Here is a 21849-nt window from a genome sequence, read left to right on the forward strand (position 1 = left end):
GGGACAATCGGACTATGGTCCTACCGCCACGCTTGTCCGTTGAAAACGAAGCGCCGAAGAGTATGCTTGGGCCTGATGTTCGGGCTCCCGAGCATCGGTGGGGCGCCGCCCACGTGTGCGTTCAGCCTCTGGTTCGTTCCCTAACGTTCCACCCATCCGGGGTGCGAAATGATCAAGCGCATCACGCTGATTTCCGCTTCGGTCGCACTCGCGTGCCTCGCCACTCTCGTCCCCGTTTTCACGAGTCTTTACGTCGCGGACATGGATGTCCAGCGGCGTGATCGCGCCGAGCTCCGCGAGTTCGCCGAGAAGGCGGTCATGCGCACGGACCTTGTTACGTACCAGGCCTTTGCCGCCCTTTCCGACCTGGACCGCGAACCGGGCACGCCGTGTTCGCCATCCAGCCTCGAACAAGCCGCGCGTGCCATCTACAACTACCGCTATGTTCAGGACGCCGGCGCATATGCCGACGGGCGCTATCTCTGCTCTCCGCTGCTGGGCGACGTGCGCAGCAAGGACCTCACGCTCCCGCCGCCCGACTATCGCAGCGACGACGGCTACCTCGTTTGGTTCCAGCGGAAGAGTCCACTAAGCGACGTCCGCAAGGACATTCAGTTCGGCCGCCATGGCTACTATGTTTCCATCGACCCGGGCTCCTATGTCGATCTCATCGATCCCGCGAGGCGCCCTATCGCCGTGGTCCAGATTACAACGGGAAGGCTCCTCGCCATCTCGGCAGGCGCGGATCCGCACGACATGCTCGATGCGTGGAAGCACAGCGGCCAAGTGAACAGCAATGAATGGAATTACGCTGTCGCCCGATCATCGACACGCCCGCTTGGCGTCGTGGTGAAGTCGCCGCGCAGCAGCGTGGCGGGTGACTGGCCCAAGCTGCTCGCCGCGTGGCTGACCATCGGCGTGTTCGCGGGCGCCGCGCTCGGCTGGCTCGCCTACAGGCGCGTGTCGCGGCAACTCTCGTTCCCGTCAACGCTGCAGTGGGCCATCACCCGGCGCAAGATCGACGTGGTTTTCCAGCCCATCGTGCGGCTCGAGGACAACCAGTGTACTGGCGCGGAAGCGCTGGTGCGCTGGACACTGAACGGGCGTGCCATCTCGCCCGAGGTCTTCGTGCGCGTGGCCGAAGACAATCACCTCATCCAGCCCCTGACCGATCTCGTGCTCGAAAAGACCATCGCGCAGTTGGGGAAACTGCTCACTGCAAATCCCACGTTTTATGTCTCGATCAACGTGGGCGCCGAGGATCTGCAGAGCTTGCGCTTCCTGAACCTGTTGAGCGCGTCGCTCGAAGGCACGGGCATCGCGCCCGCGCAAGTCCGCATCGAGGCGACGGAGCGCAGCTTCATGAACGCCGAAGCCACGCGCGGTGTGATTGCGGCGTTCCGGGCCGCTGGTCATCCCATCTATATCGACGACTTTGGAACCGGCTACTCGAGCCTGTCTTATCTGCAGACGTTCGAGATCGACGTGCTGAAGATCGACAAGTCGTTCGTCGATACGATTGTCCAGGATACCGCTTCGAGCGTGGTCGCGCCGCACATCATTTCGATGGCCCATGAGTTGGGTCTGGAAATCGTCGCCGAGGGTGTGGAGACGGGCGCGCAGGTGGCGTGGCTGCGCAGCAAGGGCGTCCAGTATGGCCAGGGCTGGTACTACTCGAAGGCGATGTCCGCCGTCGATCTCGCGAAATGGCTGGGCAAGCATCGCGCGCCGCGCGAGGCGAACAGCATGCCGGCGGGCCTCAGTTGACAAAGCAATTCGATGCCGCAACGATCGCGACGGCATCCGCTTTCACGTCAAGCACCCGCGAACCTGAAAACCGAAACCGCCTGCTGCAACTGCGCCGCCTGATCGGCCATCGAGCTTGCGGCGGCGGCCGCCTGCTCGACGAGGGCCGCGTTTTGCTGCGTGACCTGGTCCATTTGCGCGACCGCCCGATTGACCTGCTCGATGCCCGTGCTCTGCTCGCCCGAGGCGGCGACGATCTCGCCCATGATGTCCGTGACGCGCTGCACCGCCGCCGTCACCTCGAGCATCGTCGAGCCCGCGTGCTGCGCCAGCGTGGCGCCGTTGGCGACGCCCGACGCGGCGAGGAGGATGGACCCGCTCGTGTCATGAACCCTCAGTTTTCGGCCTGCTGTGCGCCAACCGGCACGAGCTTCAGCGTATGCACCGCTGTGCCCGGCAGGAACGGCGCCGCGTCGCCATGCACCCACGTTTCATGCCCCGCGAGAAAATACGGCGACATGGGATTGCCCGACTGCCCGCCCGGCATCTCGAAGATGCCGTCCTGCTCGCGCCCCGGCGACACCGCGAAACGCTCGGACGCGCCAAACACCGGCGTCTGCACGCGCGGCATGTTGATGTCGCCCGGCAGCGGGTCATGCGGCGCGCTGAGCCAGTCGCGAACCCCCGGCAGCCACGCCGGCACCATGCGTGCGAACGGATGCGCAATGGTCGAGCGGTTGCGCTCGCCCCAGCACGCATCTTCGAGCCTGGTGCCCTTGGGCAATCGGGCGATGGCGTGATCGATGCGGTCCAGCATGAACGCGCGCCAGTCAGCGAAGCCGCCCGGTATCCACGCGCGATGGTCGGCCAGCGTCTCCATCGTCGCTTCGTAGCGGGAGTTCGCCGCGCGATAGCTGAGGTACGGCGCAATCGCGGCCATCTGCTTGTCCAGTACACCGAACCATGCTTCGTAGAGCGAATCGTAGAACGCACGCACCAGCCGGTAGCCGACTGCATCGACATCGGCGCGGCCATCCCACGCCTGAACGAGGCGCCGGAATCCGGCGCGGTGGGGATGGCCGTCGAGCGCGTGTGCATCGAGCGCGTCGAGCGCCACGCGTCGCCAGTACTCGATCCAGAACGCGCGGTCGTCGGTCTGCACCGCGAGCATGTCGCGCTCGCTCGCGTGCGGCAGCGCGAGCAGGTCGTTGCGAATCTGCGTGGCGCGCGCGCCGAGATCCGTGCCGGCGTCGCCGATCTGCGCCACTTCCTCCAGCGGCAGGGTACGGTTGTTCGCGGTCCATATCCGGCCGGCCGGCGGATCGACGCGCACGGGATACGCATCAGGCGGCCGATACCCTTGCCAACCGGTGTACGTTCCGGAGCGGTACGGCAAGCTCGCGAGCGCCGCGGCCGTGCTGTCCGCATCGGCATCCGCAAAGCGCGGCAGCGGCCCGGCAAGCGTCCAGCCGATATGGCCTTGCGCGTCGGCCACCATGAAGTTCTGCGTCGGCATGCCGAAGGTCTGCGCGGCGTGCACCGCGTCGGCGACGTTCGTGATGCCTTCGAGCCGCATGAAGTTCATGTTGGTCGCCTGCGGATCCTGCGCGACCCAATGCAATGCATACCCATGCTCGCCGACAACGAGTTGCGGCCCCCAGCGCGTTTGCACGACCGGCAGATCGACGCTCGCTCCGCCGTTCACGCCGAGCCGCTCCTGGATCACCTGCGCCCGCTCCCATCCGCCGTCCGGGACGCGGTAGCGCAGTGGATCGGCCGGATCGCGTTGAAGCTCCACCAGGTCGACGAAGCGCCCATAGCTGTTCGTGAAGCCCCACGCGATATGGCCGTTGCTGCCGGCCACGACGAACGGCGTACCCGGCAAGCTGACGCCCGTAACACGCCGCTCGCCGCCGCCTTCTGGCGCGGGATAGACGAGCGAGATCCGGTACCAGATGTTCGGCAGCGACAGGCCGAGGTGCATGTCGCTCGCGAGCAGCGCGCCGCCGTGTGCGCTGTGTGCGCCGTCGACCGCGAAACCGTTGCTGCCGACCATCGAATCGACCGCGCTCCCGCCGCCTGCGAAGCCGCTCACGAAACCGGGCAGGCCGGCGAGCAGCGCGGCCGCATCCGGTTGGGCATCGACGGCGGACTGCGTTGACGGGAGCCATGATGGCGGGGCGGCGGGCAGCGCAGCCGGCGGGCGCGCCAACGCGCGCAGCCCGTCGAGAGGCGCGTCCCAGTGGCTCGTCTCAGGGAGCAGGAACGCAAGCAGATCGGCCGGTACACGCTCGCGCAGCGCCGCGCGAGAGAGTACGCGCCTCACCTGGTCGTACTGAAGATCGAAGTACATCGCGTAGACGGCGAGCACCGTGTCCTCGGGACGCCACGGCGCCGGTTGCGCGCGCAACAGCCAGTATTCGAACGGTCGCGCGCGAAGCGAGCGCAGGCCGTCGTTGACACCCGCCGTATAGCGCTCGATCAGGCCCCGCTGGTCGGCGGAGAGCGCCGCGAGCGCCGCCTGCGCGTGTTCGCGAAAGCGCAAGGGCCGGTCGCGTCGGTCCAGCGGCAGCGCCGCCGGGCCGATGAGCGCCGCCATCTCGCCTGCGGCGACCCGGCGCAGCAAATCCATCTGCAAGAAGCGGTCCTGCGCATGAAGGAAGCCGGTCGCATAGGCAACGTCGCCACGCGTGCCGCCCTGCACTGTCGCCACGCCGAGCGCGTCGCGCCCGATCGTCACCGGTGCGGAAAGCGGCGCGGCACGGGTGCCTTCCAATTGTGGCAAGCTGCCGCGCAATGTCAGCCAGCCCGCCAGCACCAAGGCAGCCGGGACGATGACGGCGGCACACAGCAGCATCAGCGGCCACGCACGGCGCCGCTTTGACGGGAGAAGGCTCGAACGGGTCATGGAGAAGCACGCGGGTCGTTGTGTTCAGCGCTTCCAGGCGCGGCGACCGGATCGGCCGGACGCCGTACGACCATAGCATGACCCTGTGGCAACAACGCGCAGGGGAGGCGACGCGACCACCATCCCCTTCCCCGAGTTTCCTCGGCGCGACACCCTGCCATCTGCCAGCGTGCCGCGGAAGGAACACAATCTCAATATAGCGTTCTGACCGAGATCGCACAGGGGCAACAACATGGCAAAGAAGTTTCCGATTCACCCGCTGCACCCCGAGCGCCTGTGCTGGGGCTGCGACCACTACTGCCCGGCCAACGACATGCGATGCGGCAACGGCCAGAGCCGCACGCAGCATCCGGCCGAACTGCTCGGCGACGACTGGCTCGAACAGGGCGACTGGGGCATCGAAGTCGATGCGTCCGGCAAAAGCGTCACGCCTTAACGCGCGAATTCAACCGCGCAATCAGATATGAATGCCGCCAGCCACCTCGATGCGCTGGGCGTTCACCCAGCCAAAGTCATCCGACAGTAGACCCGCAATCACGGGCCCAACGTCAGTCGGCAAGCCCACGCGGCCCAGCGCGGTATGTTCCGCCACCGCCTTGTTGACCTCCGGATTGTCCCGCACGATGCCGCCGCTGAAGTCGGTCGCAATGGCGCCCGGCGCCACGACGTTGACGGCAATCCGGCGCGGCGCGAGTTCGAGCGCCATATAGCGCGTCAGCGCTTCGACAGCCGCCTTCATCGGGCCATATATCGAGCGGCCCGGGTACGCGAAACGGGCAAGTCCCGAGGAGATGTTCACGATCCGGCCGCCGTCATGAATGAGCGGCAGCAGCTTTTGCGTCAGCAGGAACGGCCCCTTGAAATGCACCGCGAACTGCGCGTCGAGTTCCGCTTCGGTGCCCGCTGCGAGCGTGGCCGTCGAGGAGATACCGGCATTGTTCACCAGATAATCGAAGCCCGTTGCATTCAGCGTCGCAAGCGCTTCTCGCAGGCGCGCGACGAAGTCGTCGAACGCGCCCGAACTTGCGATGTTCAACTGCAGGGCGATCGCACGGCCGCCCGCTTGCGCGACCTCGGCGCAGACCTTCTCTGCCTGCTCTCGATTGGTGTTGTAAGTGAAAACCGTTTGGACGCCGCGGCTTGCCAGCCGCAGCACCGTGTCGCGGCCGATCCCGCGGCTGCCTCCGGTGACGACCGCGATTTTCGGACCCGACTGACCGCCGTTGTTCGTTGCCATTTGGCACCTCTCGCTGTGGTGGATAGCGTCGATTCTGCGCCTCACGCCACCAGCGAGTGAATACCCGAATCTCCCCGATTCTTGCCTAATCCTGCTTCGCTGACTAAGATGGGTCGGCGCGCGCTTTCTGTCGCGCGTCCTTATCGAGCCCCATGACGAACGAACTCTCTATCGCCCTGCTGCGCTACACGCGAGCGCAGCAGGGCACGAGCCCCTACAGCACCGCTGTCGACGGACTGCTCATTCTGCGCTCCGACCACCCCGCGCCGCCCGCGTTTCGCTCGGCGCGGCCGGCTCTGTGCATCGTCGCCCAGGGCGCCAAATGGGCCAGTTTTGGCGGGGAACAGCTGGAGTACCGGGCCGGTCAAGCGCTCGTGGTCGGCGTGGAAACGCCGTCGCAGGGCCGCGTGTTCGAGGCGAGCCCGGCCAAACCATGCCTGGTTCTGATTCTCGAACTGGAGCTGGCCATGTTGCGCGCCGTGGCGAAGGAGATGTCGCCTGTGCCCGTGCCGGCGGCGGACGCCGGCCGCGGCGTATTCGTCGCGAACTTCGACGGCCCCCTCGCCGATTGCGCGCTGCGCGCCGTGCGCCTGCTGGACACGCCCGACGCCATCGGCATGCTGTACCCCATGCTGATGCGCGAGATCTGCTACTGGTTGCTAAGCGGTCCGAATGGATCGGAGATCGCGAGGCTGGCGTCGACCGAAAGCCCTTCTCACAGCCTGATGCGCGCGGTGGAAAATTTGCGGGCGCGGTTTGCCGAACCCGTGCGGGTGGAAGACCTGGCGGCAGTCGCCCAGCTCAGCGCTTCGGCGTTCCACCGGCAGTTCAAGGCGCTGACAGGACTGCCGCCCCTTCAGTACCAGAAGCAGTTGCGGCTGCTGGAAGCTCGCAGACTGCTGCTTTCGCTGTCGATGAGCGTACAGGCCGCCGCATTCGAAGTGGGATACGAGAGCGCCTCGCAGTTCAGCCGCGAATACACGCGGATGTTTGGCGTACCGCCAAAAAAAGACTCATCTCAAGCGAAGACAATGCGCGAGGCCGCGTAGCCACCTCCGGTGACACGCGGCGCGAGAGCGGTGCATCCTCTCTCGCGCCGTGTACACGTCACGCGAGACGCGTCATGTCACTTGCCGTACACGTCGAAGTCGAAGTACTTCTTCTCGATCTTCTTGTACGTGCCGTCCTTGATGATGCTGGCGATCGCGCCATCGATCTTCGTCTTGAGCGCGGCGTCTTCCTTGCGCAGGCCGATGCCGGCGCCGTTGCCGAGCGTTTCCGGATCGTCGAGGTCGCCGCCCGCGAAGCTGTAGCCCTTGCCGCGCGGCGTCTTCAGGAAGCCCACGTCGGCCTGCACGGCGTCTTGCAGCGCGGCGTCCACACGGCCGGCCAGCAGGTCCTGATAGACCTGGTCCTGGTTCTGGTAAGGCACGACCTCTACACCTGCCGTTGCCCAATGCGCCTTTGCGTAGGCTTCCTGAATCGTGCCCTGCTCCACGCCCACGCGCTTGCCCTTGAGCGATTCCGCGGTCGGCATGATGCCCGAGCCCGTCTTGGCGACGAGACGCGTCGGCGTGTTGAACAGTTTGTCCGAGAACGCGATCTGCTCTTTGCGCGCCGGGGTCATCGACATCGACGACAGCACGCCGTCGAACTTGCGCGCCTTGAGCGCCGGAATCATGCCGTCGAAGTCGTTCTCGACCCAGACACATTTGGCATTCAGACGGTGGCAGATCTCGTTGCCGAGATCGATGTCGAAGCCGACCAGTTTGCCGTCCGGTGCCTTCGATTCAAACGGTGGATAGCTTGCATCGACACCAAAGCGAATGGTGTCCGCGGCAAAGGCGCCGACGCTGGCCGTGGAGGCAATCAAGGCAATGGATACGGCTGCAAACAACTTTTTCATGGGATCCCCCTCGGTTCTGGATATCAGGGTGGTCAAGACATGGACACCGCCCGCATGGTTGCGGCGCGGACATTCCCCCGCGGCGCACACCACGAGCGTGATCGACGCTGTGGGTGCACCTGCGCCCGGCAAGGTAGCAGTCCAGAATACTCGCGTCGAGTCGTCAAAAACAGGCGGAAACACCTATGGCAGGGAAGACCCTAAAGCGAGTTGAAGGCGGCGTTTGAAAGCGGCAATAGAAGACTTACCAGAATGTCCAGTTGCTCTTGCCGGCGCGAGCCGTGCGCCGCAAGCGCTTGACGCGGTACATCTCCTGGTCCGCCTGGTCGAGCGCCTGCTGGGCACTCACGAAGCGCACCGCGACGCAGCCAGCAGTCGCTCCCTCGTAATGCAGACGCATGTTCGGCAAGGTATATTCGCCCGCCGTCATCGCGGAGACATGACTCGCGATGACGGCGGCCATGCTCGCCGCCTGATCGTAATCGGCCGGCCCCGATGCAACGAAAACGAACTCGTCGCCGCCGATGCGCGCGAGCAGACCTCTTTCGGCAACCGCGGTCAGCAGACGCCCGGCGCACGCTTGCAGAAACTGGTCGCCCACCACGTGGCCCCGCTGATCGTTCAGTTCCTTGAAACCGTCCAGATCGATCATGCACACCACGACATACGAGCCGTCCGATGCGGCGTGCGCCATCAGGCGCCCGAGTTCCTCGTACAGCGCGCGCCGGTTCGGCAGTCCCGTCATATCGTCGATCAGGGCGCGTTGTGCCAGATGCTCGTTGGCGAGCGTGAGTTGTTCGATGAGCCGCTCGCGTTCGATATGCTCCGAGATCAGTTTTGCGAAGACATTCAGCGCGCCGCGCGCCCGCGAGCTGACTTCGAGGCTCTCGCGGCTGAAGCCGCATAGCGTACCGATGACGGCGCCGCCTTCCGCGCAGACCGGCGCGCTCGCGTAGGTGCAAATGCCGAGTTCGGAGGCCGCCCGCGAATCGCCCCAGATGTCCTTGACGTTGCTGACCACGCGCCGCCCGCTTTCCAGACTGCGCTTGCAGAGGGTGTCGAACCACTGAACCTGCAGGCCCTCCATGAGTTGCACGTCGCCGTCGTTGCGCGAGTAGAGGACGGTCTGCACCTCGCGGCCGAAGTCGATCGATGTCAGGTAGGTCGACTCAAATCCGGTCAAGATTCCAAGCATCTCGAGAAGCGGCCGCACGAGTCCTTCCAGATTCTCGGCCGCGACAACCTTCTGGGAAAGCCGCTCAAGCAATTCATCCATATTGGCAATTCACCGTAAAGGAATTGAAACCCTGTTTTGGCAAGGGTCCTGCCAGCCGGGTTTTTGTGCCAATGACAGTAGCAGGTTTGCTATGACGAATCCAAGCGGCTTTATCCCTGATGACTGGCGAGCGTATGGCGGCATTAAAGGCGCGGCGGCGGACGAGGCGCGCGGCGCAGATCGCGGCGAACTTCGCGAAGGCGCCAAACGCGCCGGCGCGAGCGGGCCGCGCGCATGCCCGCACTGTCACGCAAGCGGGACAGACCGCTTTCCCGCTCGATGCCGGCGTCATCCAACGCGCAGCCCGGGAAGTCGATCAGAGCTGAGAAGTCGGCATCTCGCCCAGCCGGGACGAAGACGCGGGCGAGTTCGGAAAAGAGGCGCTTGAACATGGGCAGTTACCCGGCATGATCACCGTTGCGGACGCCATTGCCCGGGAAATGATTGACCTGCCCGGTACCATGCGCCGGGTCGCAATCCAAGCCGGCGTCGATGCCGGCTTTCGTCAGCGCGAATTTTCCCTGGAATAAATTTGCCGGGCAAGCATTTCTTTAGCGCGATTCGGCGAGGTAGCGGGCTTCTCCGCCCAGCCGTCCGGGCAGATCGCATGACCTCACGTGAGATGCCACGCGACGGATGAAAGCAAAATGAAACGGATTTCGGCCGCGTGTGGCCCGCTCGGGCACGCGAATCGAAACATAGCGAACCGCGACCGCCCGGCGCACGGCAGAAACCGGCGAACGATCGACGTTACACTAAGCGGCACGCGACTCGACGAACGAGGTACTTGCCATGCCAGCACCTGACGCCAGGCGCTCAATGCGACTTGTCTGCGCCTTGCTTTGCGTGCTGTTCTGGCTTGGCGGCTGCGCCGGGTTGATGGGAGACCCGCTGCGGGTCAACGTGGCGGGGCTCGAGCCGCTGCAGGGCGAAGGCATGGAGATGCGCTTCAACGTCAAGTTGCGCATCCAGAATCCCAACGACACGCCGGTCGAATTCAGCGGCGTGTCGCTGCAACTGGACCTGAACGGACAATCGTTCGCCAGCGGCGTGAGCGATCAAAGCGGCGTCGTGCCGCGCTTCGGTGAAGCGGTCATCGTCGTGCCGCTGACCGTGCCGGCATTCTCCGCCGTGCGCCAGGCTTTCGCCCTTGCGGGCAGCGCACAGGCCGGCAGCATTCCCTACGAAATACGCGGACGCCTGGCTGGCGGCATCGGCGGGGGCACGCGCTTCGTCGATCACGGTAAGCTGTCGCTGCCGACGCAGGGCCTGCTCGGCCCGTGAACGGGCAGTTTCATCGAGCGCACCAGGCCCGAGGCGCTGCTGCGCGAGCGCGAAGCGAAGCTCGCGCACGTCGGCCGCATGAGCAAGGCGACCGCACCGCTGCATCTGCATGGCGACGACGTGCGGCTCGCCCACGTTTCGTCGTTTCACTGCCCGTCGACCAGGCATTCGTGCCAGCCGCGCCGAATGGCGAAGCCGCCGCCGTCACCGGCTTCGACCGGCATCTCGTCAAACCCCTCGGCCTCGATCAGCTCACCGCAGCGCTCGCGCTTGCACGCGAGCGCTGATTCGCCGTTGCTTCGATCGCGGTGCTGCGGGCATTCGCGTTGCTCCACCGTGAGTGCGCAAGCGGAGCGCGCATATTCAACGACCCATTGAGCACAGGAGCACGAAAATGGACACGAGACACGCACACGCCGTCGCGAGCGAGGTCGCGGGAGAAGCGCAGCACCTGGCGGCCCGCATGCTACGCGACCCCGCCATGGGCCTGGCCGGCAAGGCAAAGATGCTGTACGGCAAGTCCCAGCAGGCCTTGAACAATGCCGCCGACGCCACACGCGACAACGTCGCCGACAAGCCCATGACGGCGCTCGGGCTCGCCGCCGCCGTCGGCTTCGCGCTCGGCGCGGCATGGATCCTGAACCGCAATAAATCGGAAGGCTGAACATCCGCCACAGGGCGGGAACGTTTTATGCGGGTCGTCCTGGAACTGCCTCACTGATGCGAATCGTGTGTCATCGCGAGGCGTAGTCAGGAGCCCCGCCCATGACGATTGGCTGTCCCGAATGCGGCGCCCTCGAGGACATCCCTCCGCTCGGCCCGCGCATGCTCGCGCGCTGCAGGATCTGCCACTATCCGCTGGAGCGGCGCAGTGGGCGCAGTATCACCGCATCGCTCGCCTGCGCCATCACGACATTTGTCCTGCTGTTCCCCGCCAACCTCGCGCCGCTGATGACCGTGCACATGCTCGGCGCCGATCGTTCCTCCGTTCTCGCGTCGGGCATCGTGTCGATCTGGCGCGACGGCTGGCTCGCGCTCGCGATACTGCTCGGCGCGTTCGGCATCGTGCTGCCGTTCGTACGCTTCGGCGTGCTCACGATCGTGCTCGGACTGGTCCGCTTCGGTGTGCGATGCAGGCACATCGGCACGCTCTTTCGCTGGACCATCGCGCTCGACATCTGGGCCATGCCCGACGTGTATCTCGTGGGCTGCCTGGTCGGTTATGCGCGCGTCACGCAGAACCTTACGGGAACGATCGGGGCTGGCGGCTACTGTTTCATCGTCGCCGCGCTCATGTCGATGCTCACGCGCGCCTCGCTCGATCGCCGCACCGTCTGGCGCGCCATCGTCCCCGACCAGGAAGCGCCGCACGGGCACGCGCTGTCCTGCCCCGTGTGCGACCTCGTCGTACCCATTTCGCATGAGGGCCGGCCCTGCCCGCGCTGCGGGCTGAAACTGCGCGCGCGCAAGCGGGATGCAGTCGTGCGCGCAGCCGCGCTCACGCTCGCGGCGCTCGTGCTCACTGTGCCCGCCAACTTCTATCCGATGACCATGTCGCTGCAGCTCGGGCGCTACGACTCGCACCGCATCATCGATGGCGTTTATCAGCTCTTTCATGTCGGGCTATGGCCATTCGGAATCCTGATCGTCTGCACGAGCATCGTGATTCCGCTTGCGAAGCTCGGCGGCATGCTGTGGTTCATCACCTCGGTCTTGCGCCATTCGCGCCGGCACCTGCGCGCCAAGGCCCATCTTTATCGGTGGATCGACGAACTGGGCCGCTGGTCGAACGTCGACGTCTTCACGATCGCGGCCTTCGTGCCGCTGATCCACTTCGACGGCGTGGCGGTGGCGAGACCCGCCCTCGGCGCGACGGCGTTCGCGCTCGTCGTCTTCCTCACGATGATGGCTTCGCGCAGCTTCGACCCGCGCATGATGTGGGATGTGCATACGTGGAGAAAGCCATGAGCGGCGCGCATCGCCACCGCACGCAAGCCGAAGTGCGGCGCAGCGCGTGGCCCGGCTGGATCTGGGCCGTGCCGATCGCCGCCATCGGCGCGACGGGATGGCTCGGCCTGCGCGCGCTCATCCATGACGGCGAGACCGTTGTCGTCACATTCGACAACGCCTACGGCATGAAGCCCGACGACACGATCGTCACGCTGCGCGGCGTGAAGGTGGGCGCAGTCTCGGACGTGTCGCTCGCGCCCGATGGCAACCATGTCGAAGCCAAGCTCCGGATCGACCGGGCGGAAAACCCATATTTGCGTTCGGGCACGCAGTTTTTCCTGCGCGGCGCGAAGGTGGATTTGGGCGATCCAGCCTCGCTGAAGGCCATGCTTTCGGGACCCGAAATCGTCATGGAGCCGGGTCCCGGCAAGCATGCCGACCACTTCGAAGGCAGCGATCGCCGGCCCGCGCTTGCGCCCGAACACGGCCCGATGGTGAGCTATGCGGTGCGCTTCGACGGCGCGGTCGGCAACCTGGACACGGGCGCGGAGGTGGATCTGCGCGGTTTTCCCGTGGGGACCGTCACGAGCGTGCGCCTGAGCTACGACGCGCGCACGGGCGCACTGAGCACGCCCGTTCAGCTGGCGCTGGACCCATCGCAGCTCGGCATCGTCGGCGCGCCGCCGCCCGCGGACGGCAACTGGCGCCCGCTCGTCAACGGCATGCTCGATCACCTCGTCGCCGACGGTCTGCGCGCGCGCCTTTCGCAGGACCCGCCGCTCGTCGGGCCGCGCAAGGTCAATCTCGACTTCGTTGCAGGCGCAGCGGGCGCAACGCTCACCGCCGACAACGGGCTCCCCGTAATCCCGAGCGTCGCCCCCGCCGATTTCGACACCATGACCTCCCGCGCCGGCGACGTGATCCGCAAGATCGACGACCTGCCCATCAAGCAAACGGGCGACGAAGTGCGCAGCATTGCGGCGCACGTGAACGCCATCAGCTCCTCGCCGCAGATCCGCGACAGCCTCATGCATATCGACCGCTCGGTTGCGCAAATCGATCGGACGCTCGCGCAGGTGTCGCCTCAGATCGGCCCGCTCGTCGCGCAGCTGCGCGAGACGGCAAACGAAGCCGATCGCACTGTCGCGGCGGCTAACCGTACGCTGGGCGCCGACGCTTCGAGCCAGAACGACCTGCCTGCCGCGCTGCGCGAGCTGACCAATACCGCGCGCTCGGTGCGCGCGCTCGCCGACTATCTCGACCGGCATCCCGAAGCGCTGTTGCACGGCAAGGCAGAGGAGAGCCAATGATGCGCCGCCATACGAGTCGCGCCAGATGCGCACTGGCTTCGATCGCGCGAGTGCTGCGCGCGGTCATGCTCCTGGGCATCGGCGCCGGGATCGCCGCCTGTGGCCACAGCCCGCCCACGCGTTACGTCACGCTCGACGCGACGCCTGCACAAGCGCCGCTTTCCACCGCCGCCATGGCCCCGGTGCAGCTGAGCGCCGTGCATGTTCCCGCCGTGCTCGACCGGCCAGAAGTGGTGACGCATGTCGCGCCCAACCGGCTCGCAGTCGACGACAACGACCGCTGGGGCGCGCCGCTCGCGCAGATGATGCGCAGCACGCTTGCGCAAGACCTGCTGCCGCGCCTGCCGCCCGGCGCATTCGTTTTTCCCGACGCGCCTGCGCCCGTCGGCACGCGCACGCTCGTCGTCACGGTGCTCGACTGCAACGCGAGCGCGGGCGGCACGCTCACGCTGCAAGTGGCGTGGACGCTGCTGGCGGGGCAGCCCGCACGCACCACGCTGTCCCAGCAGGCCGCGCTGAGCGCGCCGGTCGAGGGTCACGACGCGGCGGCGCAAGCCGCTGCGCTCAGTCGCGTGCTCGGCGAACTCGCCGACCGGATCGCGGCATCGATCGCCGTGCGGTGACACGGCGATCGCTGACACAGGCGGCTCTCCCCGCGGTGCTAACCGCCCGTCTGGAATCCTAACGACGCCGCCTTCGCGCGCAGGTCCGCGAAACGGTCCACGTTCGGGTTGGTCGCGAGCTGCGACTGATCGATCGACGACACCGGATTCGACGGCGACACCCCGGGGATCCCCGAGCACTCCCCGCCGAACGTGCCCTGGGCAATCGTGAACGCCGGCGCATCGGTGCGCGGCGCATCGGTGAAATCGAGCGCATAGGCCAGATTGAAGGTCGCAGAATCGCTGCTGCGCACGCCGAGCGGCTGCAAGCCGAATCGCCATTGCAGCAGTGCGTGAATCGAACTCGGATCGAACGGATAGCGCGTGACCGTCCCCGCGCGAACGCGCGGCCCCAGCAGCGCGAGCGGCACGCGAAAACCCAGCTTGCCGTCGTTGCCGAGCGCGAGCTCGTCCTTGCTGATCGGCCGCGTGGGCGGCACCACGTGCTCTAGAAAGCCGCCCCATTCGTCGTACACGACGATCATCAGCGTACGGTTCCAGGTCGGGCTCGTGCGCAGCGTCTCGTACACCTGGCCGAGAAACGCCTCGCCGTTGCGGATGTCCGCGTGCGGATGATCGTCCGCGGAAGTGCCTTGCGGCTCGCCCGCGAAGGCCGGATCGACCATGCAGAACGGCGGCAGCGTGCCCGCCCCGGCGTGCGCCACGAAATCCGAAAACGGCCGCGAAATGCCGACATAGCGCGTGCCGTAAAGCGCCGTAAACGGCACGTCGTGATAGTAGTAGCTACAGCCGATATTCGCGGCGCTGAGCCTGTCCCAGATCGTGGGGAGCGTCGAATTGTCGATGCTGTCATCGAGGCGATCCGTTGCGCCGCTGTGCAGGTAAAGGCGGTTGGGAAACGTGCTGGTGAGGATGCCGCTGAAGTAGAAGTCGCCAATCGTGTAGCTGCTCGCCACGGCGTCGAAGAACTGCACATCGGCCGACGTGTAATAGCCGATGGGCAGCAAGTCGCCCTGATGCAGGCTCGTGCCCGGCGTGAGAAGAAAGCCGTTCATCTCGCCTGAGGCCAGTTGCGTACGCGCGCCGTCGTAGCTGTGATTGGGGTCCTGGTACGCGCACGCCTGGTAGCCATAGGCGGCATTCGCCGCGAGCGAAAACGGCGTTTGCGTCGCGCCGAACGCGTCCTTGAACTGCCGGTTCGCGGGCATGCCTTCGGCGCCCGGCACCCAGCCGAGGAAGTGGTCGAAAGAACGGTTTTCCATCGTGACCAGCACGATGAAGTCGATGCCCGAACTGGCGGGATTCGGCAACGCCGGACGCGGCAAGCTATAACGGTCGGCGCCGTCCGGCGAGGGAACGTCGCCGATCGAGGGCGCGGGCGCGTCGCCGTTCTGGCCGCCCGGGTGATCACCGCCGCCGCCGCAGCCCGACAGCGCAACGCTGCCTGCAACCGCCGCTACGCCGGCAAGAAAACGGCGCCGGTCGTATCCGTGATGCGGGCTATTCTCGTCTCCCATGACACGTCTCCTGGTTGGATGCGGCGCTGGCAATCCGCCCATGCCTCGCTGCCGCGAAGCGAAACGCGCTCGCTACGGCGCGAGCAGCGGACGGTCCTTGCGCGCAAGCCTCGCGCCCGCCGTCAGACAGCCAGGACAGTCCGGATGTGCTGCGATGGGAGAGGACGACGACGGAGGTCAGGACGTGCGCGGCAGCCTCAGGACTGCTCAATGAGCGCCTTGACACGCTCGGCCTGCCCGGCATCGACCGGGTTGTAGACGATCATGTGCAGGTCGGGCCGGCCATCGACGGAAAACGCCGACTGCTCCAGCGCGATGAGCCCGAGCGTGGGATGGTGCAGGCGCTTCACATGGTCGGCTTCCGCGTGCGCCAGCACTTCGTTCTCGCGCCACAGCGCGTCGAACTCGGGGCTCACGCCGCACAACTCGTCGACGAGTTCGCCAACGGCCGAAACGACGCCAGCACGCGCCACGTCGGCCCGGAACGCGCCCACCACGAAGCGGGCGACGCTGTCCCAGTCGTGCTGCTTGGCGCGCACGTCCGGGTTGCAGAACAGGAAGCGCAGGATGTTGCGCTGACCGGGCGGCAGCTTGCCGTAGTCGGTCAGCACGATGGCCGCGGCGCGATTCCAGGCCACGACCTCCCAGGTGGCCGTCTTGACGATGGCCGGACTGAAGCGCAGCGAGTCGAGCAGGCGTTGGAGCCGCGGATTGACCCCGTCCACGGGCTTGTAGCGCACTTCCGGCGGCCGCCCGAGCCCCAGCATGAAGAGGTGCTCGCGCTCCGGATCGGTGAGCATCAGCGCGCTGCAGATGCGCTCGAGCACTTCCGGCGAAGCCGCGCCGCCGCGCCCCTGTTCGAGCCACGTGTACCAGGTCGGACTGATATTGGCGCGCTGCGCCACTTCTTCGCGACGCAACCCCGGCGTGCGCCTGCGACCGCTGAAACCGAAGCTCGCTGGGTCGAGCCGCGTGCGGCAGCGCTTCAGGAAGTCGCCGAGCGAACCCGCCGAGTGGATCGGAATAGAGAGCCTGTTAGTCATCTTAATATGATGAACTCACTACTTTAACGGTATAGAGAATTTGGAGATAGTACGCCAGTCATGACCCAGGAGAGATGACCATGCGTATTTTTCTGACCGGCGCGACCGGCTTCATCGGCTCGGCGCTCGTTGCGGAACTCATCGAAGCCGGTCACGAGGTGATCGGCATGACCCGCTCCGAAGCCGGCGCACAGGCACTCGCCCGCGCGGGTGCAGGCGTGCATCGCGGCACGCTGGAGGAACCGGCAAGCCTGCGCAGCGGCGCGGAGCAAGCGGACGCCGTGATTCACACGGCATTCGACCACGACTTCTCGCGCTTCGTCGAAAACTGCGAAAAGGACAAGCGCGCTATTGCGGCGCTCGGCGCCGCGCTCGCGGGCTCCGACCGTCCGTTGCTGATCACGTCCGGCACGGGCATCGGCAATGGCCAGCCCGGCGAGCTGGCGAGCGAGGACGTCTTCAATCCGGGCCATCCCAACCCGCGTATTGCGTCCGAGCTGGCCGGGCAGGCACTGCTGGAACAAGGGCTCAATGTGGGCGCGGTGCGGCTGCCGCAGGTCCACAACCCGTTCCGGCAGGGGCTGATTACGCCGCTCGTTGCGATCGCGCGCGAGAAAGGCGTCTGCGCCTACGTGGGCGACGGCCAGAACCGCTGGCCGGCCGGCCACCTCTCCGACGTCGTGCGCCTTTATCGGCTCGCCGTGGAAAAAGCTCAGCCGGGCGCGCGCTACAACGCGGTTGGCGAAGAAGGCGTGACGACCCGCGAAATCGCCGAGGCACTGGGCCGAGGGCTCGGCCTGCCGGCCGTCTCGATCGCGCCGGAAGACGCGGCCGCGCATTTCGGGTGGATGGGGATATTCGCCGGCCTCGACATGCCCGCTTCGAGCGCGCTCACCCAGGCGCGGCTCGGCTGGCGCCCGACGGGTCCCTCGCTGATTGCCGATCTGAACGAAGCGCGCTTCGCAGAGGTGGGCGCTTCATAATGAGCCGATAGTCATCCTGAATATTCTCACCTCAGCGTCTCGTGGCCGGTAGCGGCTACGAGACAGACTCCGAGCACGATGCCGTTATCGCTGCGCTCACGCGGGGTCGCGTCGCGCGCCCTGCGCGCGCAAGGCCTCGGCGAGTCTGCCCGGCTCCCAGTCCTCGCGCAGCGCGCGCTGCATGAGCGCCTGCTGGCTTTCTGGCGCGAGGCCACCCTGGGGCGGGTCACGGTCGAGATTCGTGGGAAACGGATAGCCCTCGGCACACGAGGCGATGACCGCCATGGTCGCGAGGTCGACTGCATTGCCTCCGCTCTTCCTGCGCCGCTCGCGCAGCACGGGATAAATCGCCTCGCACATGCTCGTGCGGTCGAGCGCTTCCATGGCGCGCCCCATTGCCGATGAAACCTGCAGCAGGTTCGCCATGCGCTGCACGTCGGCGGTGCGGTTCGCGCCCGCCGCATGAAACAGCGCGGGATTGAAGAACAGGGCGTCGCCTTTGCCAAGCGGAAGCTGCACGCAGTGCGCCTCGAAATACGCGCGAAAATCGGCTCGCCGCCACGCAAGATAGCCTTCGGCATAGCGTTGCGAATACGGCAAGAGTTTCGTCGGACCGCTCTCGACCTGCATATCGCAGTGCGCCACCGCCCCCTGGAGCGTGAGGAATGCGCAGACGTGATGCACGTGCGCCGGATAACGCTGCGCCTCCTCGATCGTCTGGAATCCCAGGTGATAGTCGCGGTGCGCTTCCTGAGCCGCGCCGCCCGGACGCACCACGTTGACCTGCGAGGTCATCTGATAGCACGGTCCGAGCCACGCCTCGCACACCGCCATGAGCGGCAGGTTCGCGAAGTATTCGACGAATACGGCGGGCGCCTCGAGGCAGAGCTTCTGTTGCGCATTCCAGATGCGGTCGTTTGCGCCCGCCTTCGCAAAATGGTCCGCGCCGCTCGCGCCATGCTCCTGCTCGGCCCGGATGATGGCTTCGAACACGGCGGTCGCATCGTCCACGGGCTGCGTGTTCGCGTAAGCGCGCTCGAGCACCAGCACGCCGGCGCCGTCGCGCAGCACGTGCGCCCATTCCGCCTGCAATTGCGCGCGCTGCGCGGCGTCGTGGAGCACGCCTTCGAGCGCCTCGCAGTCGTACACGGGAATGCGCTGCCGCACATCGCAGGCGTAGTGCAACGGGCTGCCGTCGTCGCGCAGCCGGTTCGCGAATGCCTCCAGCGAGCATTCGTGTTCGACGTACCATTGCCGCCCCAAATCCGCCGCCGGTGTTTCGCGCTGATCCATGCGTCTGCCTCCGTTTTGAATCAAGGATAACGTCGGCACGTGGCGGCGTGGATATCAAAAATCTATCAGAAACGCATCAGGAAGGTGTCGGCATGGCTGCGGGAGGCACGTCACTCGAGCGGAAAGCCATCCTTGAACGTCTGCCGCAGGAACTCAGTAAAGTGCTTGACCGCACGGGGCACCTGCGCCCCATACGGCCGCACGACGTGCAATTGCGAAGCGAACGCGCCCACGGGGCGCCAGTTGGGCAGCAGCAGGGTGAGCTTGCCGGCCTGCAGCGCGGCCTGCGCGCTGAAATCGGGCAACAGCGCGATGCCGAGATGCTCCAGCGCCGCGTCGCGCAACGCTTCGCTGTTGTTCGCCGAGAACGGGCCGTTCACCGTCACCGTCTCGCGCGCGCCTTCCGCGCGGCGGCCGGCTTTCTCGAACGACCACACGCCCGCACCCAGCGGGCGCGGATAGAACAGACAGTCGTGTTGCGCCAGATCGGCGGGCGTTTGCGGCGTGCCGCGCTGCTTGAGGTAAGCCCGCGTGGCGACGATGACCGAGCGCGTGTCGCAGAGCTTCCAGGCCACGTGGGTTTCCGGCACCTGCGCGCTATGGCGAATCGCGAGATCGAACCCTTCCGTCGCAATCGAACTGAGCCGATCGGAAAGCTCCAGTTGCACGCGCACTTCGGGATGCGCGCGCGAAAACTGCGCGAGACGCGGCACCAGTTGCTGGCGCGCGAACGCCACGGGCGCGGTGACGCGCACCGTGCCGCGCGCGACATCGGCCATCTCGCGCACGCTCGCAAAGCTCGCGGCAATGCTGTCGAACTCCGCGCGCGTATCCTCCACGAGCCGCAGCCCCGCCTCGGTGAAACGTACGCTGCGCGTGGTGCGCTGCACAAGGGGAACGCCCGCCACGCGCTCCAGTTCGGCGATGCGCTGGCTCACGGCCGCCTTGCTCACGCCCAGGCGCGACGCCGCCGCGGTAAAGCTGCCCTGAGTGGCCAGCACGTTGAGCCAGTGCAAATGTGTCCAGAGTGCTTCGACTCGCTGTGTATCCATTGATAAAAAGTCCGCGTCAAAACTCGTGAATCCCGCGCCGATACTAGCATGCCGTTCGCGCACTTTTCACAGGCCGCGCTCGCGATTGTTCACAGTTGAAAACAATCAATTCAGCGCCAGTGGCTTTCCCCGGCCCCGCAGGCTCCGTAGACTGGGGGCACGCATTCACCTAACGAGGAGATGACATGCAGCCCTATACCGATACCGCAGACGTAGCCCACTTCATCGGCGGCAAGACCGAGCGCGGCACGGGCGACCGCACGCAAGCGATCTTCAACCCCGCTACCGGCGCCGCGGCGCGCCGCCTCGTGCTGGGCGAAGTCGCCGACGTGGACGCCGCCGTGGCGAGCGCGAAAGCCGCGTTCCCGAACTGGCGCGACACGCCGCCCATTCGTCGCGCGCGCGTCATGCTGCGGTTTCTCGAGTTGATGAACCGTCACGCGGACGAACTCGCTGCGATCATCACGGCCGAGCACGGCAAGGTCTTTTCTGACGCGCAGGGCGAAGTGGCGCGCGGCATCGACGTGATCGAATTCGCCTGCGGCATTCCGCAACTGCTCAAGGGCGACTACACCGAGCAGGTTTCCACGGGAATGGATAACTGGACCGTGCGCCAGCCGCTGGGCGTGGTGGCCGGCATCACGCCTTTCAACTTCCCCTGCATGGTGCCGTGCTGGATGTTCCCGGTGGCGCTCGCAGCCGGCTGCACCTTCATCCTCAAGCCTAGTGAGCGCGACCCTTCGGCTTCGCTTTTCATGGCGCGTCTGCTCAAGGAAGCCGGCCTGCCCGACGGCGTGTTCAACGTCGTGCAAGGCGACAAGGTCGTGGTCGACGCCCTGCTCGCGCACCGCGACGTGAAGGCCGTGAGCTTCGTGGGCTCCACGCCGATCGCTAACTACATCTACGAGACCGGTGCGAAGCACGGCAAGCGCGTGCAGGCGCTCGGCGGCGCGAAGAACCACATGGTCGTGATGCCCGACGCGGACCTCGACAAGACCGTGGACGCCCTGATCGGCGCGGGCTACGGCTCGGCCGGCGAGCGCTGCATGGCGATTTCGGTGGCCGTGCTGGTCGGCGATGTGGCCGACAAGATCGTTCCGCGCCTCGCCGAGCGCGCACGCAGCCTGATAGTGAAGAACGGCATGGAAGCCGACGCGGAAATGGGTCCGATCGTCACGAAGCAGGCGCTCGAGCGCATCGAAGGCTATATCGCGAGCGGCGTGGAAGAAGGCGCGAAGCTCGTGGTGGACGGACGCAGCCTCAAGGTGCCGGGCCACGAAGACGGCTTCTTCACCGGCGGTACGCTGTTCGACAACGTCACGCCAGAGATGCGCATCTACAGGGAAGAAATCTTCGGACCGGTGCTCGCCTGCGTGCGCGTGAAGGACTTCGCCGAGGCCGTGCAACTGATCAACGATCACGAGTTCGGTAACGGCGTCGCCTGCTTCACGAGCGACGGCCACGTGGCGCGCGAGTTCGGCCGCCAGATCGAAGTGGGCATGGTGGGCATCAACGTGCCGATTCCGGTGCCAATGGCATGGCACGGCTTTGGCGGCTGGAAGCGCAGCCTCTTCGGCGACATGCACGCGTATGGCGAAGAAGGCGTGCGCTTCTATACGAAGCAGAAGTCGATCATGCAGCGCTGGCCGGAAAGCACCGAAAAGGGTGCCGAGTTTTCGATGCCTGTAGCGAAGTAAGGTTTGCTGGTGAGAAAAAAAGCC

22 protein-coding genes are annotated in these 21849 nt (G+C 66.0%); 11 read left to right on the forward strand and 11 right to left on the reverse strand.

The features are described from left to right. The first annotated feature begins 168 nt into the window (after positions 1–168). The gene (locus M3I53_RS17885) at positions 169–1767 is read left to right on the forward strand and encodes an EAL domain-containing protein (RefSeq protein ID WP_254317219.1); all 1599 of its coding nucleotides are present in this window, start codon (positions 169–171) and stop codon (positions 1765–1767) included. Between the two features lie 47 nt (positions 1768–1814). Here M3I53_RS17885 and M3I53_RS17890 read toward each other — a convergent pair whose 3' ends face one another. Further along, entirely contained in the window at positions 1815–2234 is a 420-nt protein-coding gene (locus M3I53_RS17890) for a methyl-accepting chemotaxis protein (RefSeq protein ID WP_375542545.1), read from the reverse strand. After that, positions 2141–4654, reverse strand: a complete 2514-nt coding sequence (locus tag M3I53_RS17895; protein WP_254317220.1) for a penicillin acylase family protein — start codon at positions 4652–4654, stop codon at positions 2141–2143. Before M3I53_RS17895 ends, M3I53_RS17890 begins: the two co-directional genes overlap by 94 nt. A 232-nt stretch (positions 4655–4886) precedes the next feature. Here M3I53_RS17895 and M3I53_RS17900 point away from each other — a divergent pair, with 232 nt between their 5' ends. After that, positions 4887–5090, forward strand: coding sequence for a DUF3079 domain-containing protein (locus M3I53_RS17900; protein ID WP_028206775.1), 204 nt, complete (start codon positions 4887–4889; stop codon positions 5088–5090). A 21-nt stretch (positions 5091–5111) separates the two neighbouring features. On the opposite strand, the gene M3I53_RS17905 is transcribed toward M3I53_RS17900, so the two are convergent. Then, positions 5112–5891 (reverse strand): SDR family NAD(P)-dependent oxidoreductase, encoded by a 780-nt coding sequence (locus M3I53_RS17905; protein WP_254317221.1) that lies wholly within the window; start codon positions 5889–5891, stop codon positions 5112–5114. Between the two features lie 152 nt (positions 5892–6043). On the opposite strand from M3I53_RS17905, the gene M3I53_RS17910 reads away from it, so the two are divergent. Next, positions 6044–6940 (forward strand): AraC family transcriptional regulator, encoded by an 897-nt coding sequence (locus M3I53_RS17910; RefSeq protein WP_254317222.1) that lies wholly within the window; start codon positions 6044–6046, stop codon positions 6938–6940. 77 nt (positions 6941–7017) lie between these two features. On the opposite strand, the gene M3I53_RS17915 is transcribed toward M3I53_RS17910, so the two are convergent. The 3 genes from M3I53_RS17915 to M3I53_RS17925 form a co-directional block, all read right to left on the reverse strand. Continuing rightward, positions 7018–7797 carry an ABC transporter substrate-binding protein gene (locus tag M3I53_RS17915; protein WP_254317223.1) on the reverse strand — a complete coding sequence of 260 codons (780 nt, stop codon included), beginning with the start codon at positions 7795–7797 and terminating at the stop codon, positions 7018–7020. A gap of 244 nt (positions 7798–8041) precedes the next feature. Then, complete coding sequence (locus tag M3I53_RS17920; protein ID WP_254317224.1) at positions 8042–9073, reverse strand: sensor domain-containing diguanylate cyclase; 1032 nt, start codon at positions 9071–9073, stop codon at positions 8042–8044. A gap of 143 nt (positions 9074–9216) precedes the next feature. After that, complete coding sequence (locus tag M3I53_RS17925; protein ID WP_254317225.1) at positions 9217–9465, reverse strand: hypothetical protein; 249 nt, start codon at positions 9463–9465, stop codon at positions 9217–9219. Between the two features lie 15 nt (positions 9466–9480). Between M3I53_RS17925 and M3I53_RS38210 the strand changes: the two genes are divergently transcribed. Beyond that, positions 9481–9603 carry a hypothetical protein gene (locus M3I53_RS38210; RefSeq protein WP_302057717.1) on the forward strand — a complete coding sequence of 41 codons (123 nt, stop codon included), beginning with the start codon at positions 9481–9483 and terminating at the stop codon, positions 9601–9603. 262 nt (positions 9604–9865) lie between these two features. After that, entirely contained in the window at positions 9866–10357 is a 492-nt protein-coding gene (locus M3I53_RS17930; RefSeq protein ID WP_375542546.1) for an LEA type 2 family protein, read from the forward strand. Between the two features lie 146 nt (positions 10358–10503). On the opposite strand, the gene M3I53_RS17935 is transcribed toward M3I53_RS17930, so the two are convergent. Next, positions 10504–10692: a hypothetical protein gene (locus M3I53_RS17935; RefSeq protein WP_254317226.1), complete on the reverse strand. Its 189-nt coding sequence runs from the start codon at positions 10690–10692 to the stop codon at positions 10504–10506. A 59-nt stretch (positions 10693–10751) separates the two neighbouring features. Here M3I53_RS17935 and M3I53_RS17940 point away from each other — a divergent pair, with 59 nt between their 5' ends. From M3I53_RS17940 to M3I53_RS17955, 4 genes are all read left to right on the forward strand, one after another. After that, the gene (locus M3I53_RS17940) at positions 10752–11021 is read left to right on the forward strand and encodes a hypothetical protein (RefSeq protein WP_254317227.1); all 270 of its coding nucleotides are present in this window, start codon (positions 10752–10754) and stop codon (positions 11019–11021) included. Between the two features lie 101 nt (positions 11022–11122). Further along, on the forward strand, positions 11123–12325 hold the full coding sequence (locus M3I53_RS17945; protein ID WP_254317228.1) for a paraquat-inducible protein A: 1203 nt from the start codon (positions 11123–11125) through the stop codon (positions 12323–12325). Then, positions 12322–13617: an MlaD family protein gene (locus M3I53_RS17950; protein ID WP_254317229.1), complete on the forward strand. Its 1296-nt coding sequence runs from the start codon at positions 12322–12324 to the stop codon at positions 13615–13617. Before M3I53_RS17945 ends, M3I53_RS17950 begins: the two co-directional genes overlap by 4 nt. Further along, a complete protein-coding gene (locus tag M3I53_RS17955) occupies positions 13614–14240 on the forward strand; it encodes a membrane integrity-associated transporter subunit PqiC (protein ID WP_254317230.1) in 627 nt (208 codons plus the stop codon). Before M3I53_RS17950 ends, M3I53_RS17955 begins: the two co-directional genes overlap by 4 nt. 38 nt (positions 14241–14278) lie before the next feature. Here M3I53_RS17955 and M3I53_RS17960 read toward each other — a convergent pair whose 3' ends face one another. After that, complete coding sequence (locus M3I53_RS17960; RefSeq protein WP_254317231.1) at positions 14279–15757, reverse strand: alkaline phosphatase family protein; 1479 nt, start codon at positions 15755–15757, stop codon at positions 14279–14281. Between the two features lie 197 nt (positions 15758–15954). Beyond that, positions 15955–16800, reverse strand: coding sequence for a helix-turn-helix transcriptional regulator (locus M3I53_RS17965; RefSeq protein WP_254317232.1), 846 nt, complete (start codon positions 16798–16800; stop codon positions 15955–15957). 80 nt (positions 16801–16880) lie between these two features. Here M3I53_RS17965 and M3I53_RS17970 point away from each other — a divergent pair, with 80 nt between their 5' ends. After that, positions 16881–17783 (forward strand): SDR family oxidoreductase, encoded by a 903-nt coding sequence (locus tag M3I53_RS17970; RefSeq protein WP_254317233.1) that lies wholly within the window; start codon positions 16881–16883, stop codon positions 17781–17783. 96 nt (positions 17784–17879) lie between these two features. Here the strand turns inward: M3I53_RS17970 and M3I53_RS17975 are convergent, their stop codons facing one another. Both M3I53_RS17975 and M3I53_RS17980 read right to left on the reverse strand, forming a co-directional pair. Next, positions 17880–19076 carry a phytanoyl-CoA dioxygenase family protein gene (locus tag M3I53_RS17975; protein ID WP_254317234.1) on the reverse strand — a complete coding sequence of 399 codons (1197 nt, stop codon included), beginning with the start codon at positions 19074–19076 and terminating at the stop codon, positions 17880–17882. A gap of 110 nt (positions 19077–19186) precedes the next feature. Beyond that, positions 19187–20128, reverse strand: coding sequence for a LysR family transcriptional regulator (locus M3I53_RS17980; protein ID WP_254317235.1), 942 nt, complete (start codon positions 20126–20128; stop codon positions 19187–19189). Positions 20129–20313: 185 nt separating this feature from the next. On the opposite strand from M3I53_RS17980, the gene M3I53_RS17985 reads away from it, so the two are divergent. Next, the gene (locus M3I53_RS17985) at positions 20314–21825 is read left to right on the forward strand and encodes a CoA-acylating methylmalonate-semialdehyde dehydrogenase (RefSeq protein WP_254317236.1); all 1512 of its coding nucleotides are present in this window, start codon (positions 20314–20316) and stop codon (positions 21823–21825) included. Positions 21826–21849 lie beyond the last annotated feature (24 nt).

Origin of the sequence: Paraburkholderia sp. CNPSo 3272 (genome assembly GCF_024206495.1) — a bacterium.
Classification (GTDB): domain Bacteria; phylum Pseudomonadota; class Gammaproteobacteria; order Burkholderiales; family Burkholderiaceae; genus Paraburkholderia.

Bases quoted from the DNA above. Each gene is read 5' to 3' on its own strand.
- M3I53_RS17885 (WP_254317219.1), top strand. From the start codon at position 169: ATGATCAAGCGCATCACGCTGATTTCCGCTTCGGTCGCACTCGCGTGC.
- M3I53_RS17895 (WP_254317220.1), bottom strand. From the start codon at position 4,654: ATGACCCGTTCGAGCCTTCTCCCGTCAAAGCGGCGCCGTGCGTGGCCG.
- M3I53_RS17900 (WP_028206775.1), top strand. From the start codon at position 4,887: ATGGCAAAGAAGTTTCCGATTCACCCGCTGCACCCCGAGCGCCTGTGC.
- M3I53_RS17905 (WP_254317221.1), bottom strand. From the start codon at position 5,891: ATGGCAACGAACAACGGCGGTCAGTCGGGTCCGAAAATCGCGGTCGTC.
- M3I53_RS17910 (WP_254317222.1), top strand. From the start codon at position 6,044: ATGACGAACGAACTCTCTATCGCCCTGCTGCGCTACACGCGAGCGCAG.
- M3I53_RS17915 (WP_254317223.1), bottom strand. From the start codon at position 7,797: ATGAAAAAGTTGTTTGCAGCCGTATCCATTGCCTTGATTGCCTCCACG.
- M3I53_RS17920 (WP_254317224.1), bottom strand. From the start codon at position 9,073: ATGGATGAATTGCTTGAGCGGCTTTCCCAGAAGGTTGTCGCGGCCGAG.
- M3I53_RS17925 (WP_254317225.1), bottom strand. From the start codon at position 9,465: ATGTTCAAGCGCCTCTTTTCCGAACTCGCCCGCGTCTTCGTCCCGGCT.
- M3I53_RS38210 (WP_302057717.1), top strand. From the start codon at position 9,481: ATGATCACCGTTGCGGACGCCATTGCCCGGGAAATGATTGACCTGCCC.
- M3I53_RS17930 (WP_375542546.1), top strand. From the start codon at position 9,866: ATGCCAGCACCTGACGCCAGGCGCTCAATGCGACTTGTCTGCGCCTTG.
- M3I53_RS17940 (WP_254317227.1), top strand. From the start codon at position 10,752: ATGGACACGAGACACGCACACGCCGTCGCGAGCGAGGTCGCGGGAGAA.
- M3I53_RS17945 (WP_254317228.1), top strand. From the start codon at position 11,123: ATGACGATTGGCTGTCCCGAATGCGGCGCCCTCGAGGACATCCCTCCG.
- M3I53_RS17950 (WP_254317229.1), top strand. From the start codon at position 12,322: ATGAGCGGCGCGCATCGCCACCGCACGCAAGCCGAAGTGCGGCGCAGC.
- M3I53_RS17955 (WP_254317230.1), top strand. From the start codon at position 13,614: ATGATGCGCCGCCATACGAGTCGCGCCAGATGCGCACTGGCTTCGATC.
- M3I53_RS17960 (WP_254317231.1), bottom strand. From the start codon at position 15,757: ATGGGAGACGAGAATAGCCCGCATCACGGATACGACCGGCGCCGTTTT.
- M3I53_RS17965 (WP_254317232.1), bottom strand. From the start codon at position 16,800: ATGACTAACAGGCTCTCTATTCCGATCCACTCGGCGGGTTCGCTCGGC.
- M3I53_RS17970 (WP_254317233.1), top strand. From the start codon at position 16,881: ATGCGTATTTTTCTGACCGGCGCGACCGGCTTCATCGGCTCGGCGCTC.
- M3I53_RS17975 (WP_254317234.1), bottom strand. From the start codon at position 19,076: ATGGATCAGCGCGAAACACCGGCGGCGGATTTGGGGCGGCAATGGTAC.
- M3I53_RS17980 (WP_254317235.1), bottom strand. From the start codon at position 20,128: ATGGATACACAGCGAGTCGAAGCACTCTGGACACATTTGCACTGGCTC.
- M3I53_RS17985 (WP_254317236.1), top strand. From the start codon at position 20,314: ATGCAGCCCTATACCGATACCGCAGACGTAGCCCACTTCATCGGCGGC.